Source organism: uncultured Thiodictyon sp. (genome assembly GCF_903946935.1).
In the GTDB taxonomy this organism is placed as follows: Bacteria; Pseudomonadota; Gammaproteobacteria; order Chromatiales; family Chromatiaceae; genus Thiodictyon.
Map to the genome: position 1 here is coordinate 1 of NZ_CAJAXH010000126.1, position 3,959 is coordinate 3,959.

Sequence of the window (3,959 nt, forward strand, 5' to 3'; positions counted from 1 at the left end):
CCCCCCCTTCCCCCTGGCTCCCAGCCCCCCTATGTCCCCCAGCGTCCCGACCGCTCTTCACCACCCTCGTTGGCGATTACCCGCATCATTCACCAACTATAGGCGGGTTTAGGTAGCCATCGACAGGCAGGCCCCCGGCCGGGCGCCGCTGGTGATCCTCACCGAGCCCGGCACCGACCGACCGCTCACGCTGACCTGACGGTCGGCGCGGTCTGCGTGGTCCTGTTCGAGCGCTCCTAGCGGGCGGCGGGGGGCCACCAGACGAGCGTCCGATCAGCGCCCGGTTGGTTCTCGCCACGGCGCCGGGATCGGGTGTGCGGTGTCGTCCGGCCCGATGCCCGCGTGGTCCAGGTCGCCGCCGCGGTTCCACGTTCAGGCAGTCCGTCGGCCTGGCCGGCCACAAAAAAAGTGATCCCGCCAAGCCCCCAGGCTTGGCGAGCCCCCTTGGTCCAGGACGGCACGGGCAGGTCGCCGGGCGTCCGCCAGTCCGGACGCTTTCCTGTCGCTCCAGCCGCGGACACGCCGCCTTCAGCCCGACGGGCGCCCCGCGGGAGGATCACAGCAGGCCGCGTTCGGCGAGCGAGGTGCCTGGTCCCTCGCCGATGATCAGGTGGTCCAAGACCCGCACCTCGATCAGCGCCAGGGCGTCCCGCAGCCGCTGCGTGATGCGCAGGTCCGCCTGGCTCGGCTCCGCCACGCCCGAGGGATGGTTGTGCGCCAAGATCACCGCGGCCGATCGGGTTTCGATGACCCGCCGCACCACCTCGCGCGGATGGACGCTGGCCCCGTCGATGGTGCCGCGGAACAGCTCCTCGTACTGGATGACCCGGTGACGGTTGTCCAAATACAGACAGGCGAAGACCTCGTAGGGCAAGGCGTAGAGCTTCAGCTTGAGGTAGTCCCGGGTCGCCTCGGGGCTGATCAGCGGCTCGCCGGCGACCATATACCGTGCCTCCAGGCAGCGGATCGCCCGGTCGATCAGGGTTTGCTCCGCGCTGGTGAGCGCCGGGTGGCGCACCGGCGCGCACTCCAGGATCAGAGAAAGCTGAAGATGAGAGACGTGCGTTTTCGACATGACGGGATGCTCCGAAAACGCGGCAGCCACCGGACACGCCGCCGTGCCCAGGGTGCCGCAGTGGGTGACGGGATGGGGAAGGAGCGCCCGCCTCAAGGACGACGGCGACGCTCCGCCAGATAGGCCAGCGTCTGAGCGTGGGCCTGTGACTCGGCGTCGACGCGGGTCAGTCCGCCGTCGAACTCGATGATCGCGGCGCGCTCCTCGAACCACTCCAAGGCGTCCTCATCGAGTCCGGCCACGAAGGCGGCGACCTGCGGATCACACGGGGTGGGATGGGGCGAGCGGTCCATCAGTAGTCGTCCGGCATCAGGAATGTCGTCACCGAGCGGTCGGCCTCGGTGATGATCCAGACCTTGACGCCCTCGCCCAGCGTGTAGCTGGAGAAGAGCCGCGTCCCATACCGGAGCGCGTCCTGGTTGGCCTTGACGTCCTCCAGACACAGTTCGCCCCAGTCGCCGCGGACATGCCGCTGGAGCAATTGCAGTGGCATCACCCCGTGGTCCTTCAGCACGTCCAGGACGTGCGGGGTGGCGACCACCCGTCCCAAAGGGAACAAGGGCACGGACGGTGGCGGGGCCGGGTTGGCGGCGTTCATCGCGGCTTCCCCGGCTTCTCCCGGGGCGGCTCGGGAGGCTTGGTGAAGGTCTCGATCACCTTCTGACCCAGCTCGATCAGGACCTGGGTCACGACGGGGTGGGCGAGGAGCCGACTGAGGGTCTCCCGCCACGGATCGATCGGTAGCATCATGAGAAACTCCGCTTGGTGGGTGAGGCGTGGCCTCGGTGGGATGGACGGCGGGTAAGGCCGCCTGACTGAGGTAGTACGACCAGGCCGGCTCCAGCGGCTCGGACTTGGGCACGACGACGACCAGGCCGGCCTCGTCGTTGGCCAGGATGACGATCTCGTAGAAGGTGTCGTGGTCGAGGACGTACTCGAAGGACGCGGTCAGGACGTCGAGGGACGGGGGCGCGGGGTCACTCCCGACGGTCGCCGCCCATAGGCCCGGCAGCGGCGGCTCCGCGGGCTCCAGGAGGTGGAAGCAGACCTCGGCACCGGCGTCCAGCACGTCGCGCCAGCGGGCGTCGACCCAGTGGCGCAGTACGGGATCGGCGATGCGGGGCAGCTCGCTCAGGCGCGTGATCGTCCGCATGATCGCTACCCGCGCGCACCCCGGATCGCGCGGTCCGGGCGTCGACCCGGTGCCTTGACGGCCGGGGGCTCCTCGACCGGGGGTGACGCCACTTCATCCGGCTCGCTATCGGCATCCTCGGCGAGCGCCAGTACCTCCTGCGGCGGCTCTTCGGCTTCTACCTGACCGGTCACGTCCTCGACCTCGACCGGTTTCGGGGTCTCCTTCTCTTCGGCCACCGTGACCGGTCCCACCTGTGCCAAGCGGTGCCGCTGGTTGTCCTGCCAGGTCGCCCAGTCACCGGCACAAACATGCTTGTTGGGGAGGTCGGCCGCCTTGATCAGGCCCGCGTGACGCAGGGCCGCGGCGAGGAAGCAGCTATTGTTGTTACTGCGGTTGACGAAGCACCGGCGCAGCAACGAGGTGGCAAAGGACGCGCCGGTGGCCAGGTGGGTGGCCAGAACGGTCTCGATCTTGTCCAGGGCCACGGGCTCGCGGCTGAAGTAGCCACCGCCCTCGTTGTCGGTGACGGTGAGGTAGACGACGCCGGACGCGCCGACGCCGATCTGGTAGGTCAGGCGCCCGATGGCGCGCTCGCTGAGCTTGTTGATGGTGTGCTGACCCACGGCGGCGATGGCCTCGGGCGGGACGGCGGGAGCGGACTTGGCGGGCATGGTGGTCTCCAGGGAGTGAGACAAAAGAAAAGGCCCCGTCCGTGAGGAAGGGGCCTTGAAGGGGGGCCGCGTTGACGATTTCTTGCGCCCAGAACGCGGCCAAAGACGCTTGGAGTGAGACGCCGACGCCCTGGACCTGCGGGGTCCAAGGCGTCTTGGCGACCTAGCCGGATCACAGGAATGATATGCGTGCGACCTCGGGGGCTCTGACGCCCCGGGCGGCGAGGCGCGTGGCGCGCTCGGTTGGGTAGGCCGTGCCCCGGCGGGTTCCCCTGCACTTCCCCTGTTGCGACGCGTCGCAAGTTAATGTCTAGATTGACGTTACCCCTGTTTCCCCTGTTTCCCCTGCCATCCGCGCTGGACTGGTCGGCCGGGCTGTGCCCCTGCACTCCCCCTGTTGCGATTCGTCGCAAGTCAATGTGCGGGTTGACGTTACCCCTGTTACCCCTGTTTCCCCTGCCGCTAGTGTCAGAGGACATGAAACACTGACCCGGCGGCGTGGTCGACCGCAGTCGATGGCGGCGGTCACGCACCCGGCCCGACCGGAAAGCGCCCGGACGCGCGCACAGCCGTCGCACAGCACGGGCGGTCTCCAGGGACCAGAGCCACGCCAAGACTCTGATGATGTGCGATGTTTCCCTGCCGGAGGGCGGCAAGACTCACGGAGTGGAGAAACGTGGGACGTCGCCGGGGGCCGCTCGGTGCGTGGAGTGACGCAGGGGGGGCTGCACGGTTGGGCCGGGTGTCCGGCGCTCAGGACAGCCGCAGCGGTTGGTCCGTGACGGACTCGGTGATATACTGTATCAGCGAAGGGGTGTCCGCTTGGTTACGCATAAGGTGCTGTTTGTAATCTATTTGTGTGCCAAAGGAGGCCCCTTCTTCAACCTCCTGATGAGAAATCCAGACTAGAAGAAGCATAAGATCATGAAAAAACTCACCGTAATCGTTCAGACCCCCCCCTTCCGGAACGCGGTGGCGTGGGGGCATTGTGTTGGAGGATAGCACCCCAACAGTTGGTGGCGTCGCGGGGACCCCACCGTTCAGCCTGACGCGCACATGAAACTCGACCGACACGATC

At 67.6% G+C, this 3,959-nt stretch carries 5 protein-coding genes; all 5 read right to left on the minus strand.

The features are described 5' to 3' along the window. Window positions 1-556 precede the first annotated feature (556 nt). Window positions 557-1,075, minus strand: a complete 519-nt coding sequence (gene radC / locus QZX93_RS11190; protein WP_295391725.1) for a DNA repair protein RadC — start codon at window positions 1,073-1,075, stop codon at window positions 557-559. Between the two features lie 92 nt (window positions 1,076-1,167). Further along, on the minus strand, window positions 1,168-1,368 hold the full coding sequence (locus tag QZX93_RS11195) for a hypothetical protein (protein ID WP_295391723.1): 201 nt from the start codon (window positions 1,366-1,368) through the stop codon (window positions 1,168-1,170). Next, entirely contained in the window at window positions 1,368-2,228 is an 861-nt protein-coding gene (locus tag QZX93_RS11200) for a hypothetical protein (protein WP_295391721.1), read from the minus strand. Before QZX93_RS11200 ends, QZX93_RS11195 begins: the two co-directional genes overlap by 1 nt. 5 nt (window positions 2,229-2,233) lie before the next feature. Continuing rightward, entirely contained in the window at window positions 2,234-2,881 is a 648-nt protein-coding gene (locus tag QZX93_RS11205) for a hypothetical protein (protein WP_295391720.1), read from the minus strand. Window positions 2,882-3,634: 753 nt separating this feature from the next. Continuing rightward, the coding region (locus QZX93_RS11210; protein WP_295391717.1) for a hypothetical protein at window positions 3,635-3,959 on the minus strand (325 nt) is incomplete at its 5' end.

What these genes read in the sequence shown, in the direction of transcription:
- radC (WP_295391725.1), bottom strand. Translation starts at nt 1,075, where the DNA reads ATGTCGAAAACGCACGTCTCTCATCTTCAGCTTTCTCTGATCCTGGAG.
- QZX93_RS11195 (WP_295391723.1), bottom strand. Translation starts at nt 1,368, where the DNA reads ATGGACCGCTCGCCCCATCCCACCCCGTGTGATCCGCAGGTCGCCGCC.
- QZX93_RS11200 (WP_295391721.1), bottom strand. Translation starts at nt 2,228, where the DNA reads ATGCGGACGATCACGCGCCTGAGCGAGCTGCCCCGCATCGCCGATCCC.
- QZX93_RS11205 (WP_295391720.1), bottom strand. Translation starts at nt 2,881, where the DNA reads ATGCCCGCCAAGTCCGCTCCCGCCGTCCCGCCCGAGGCCATCGCCGCC.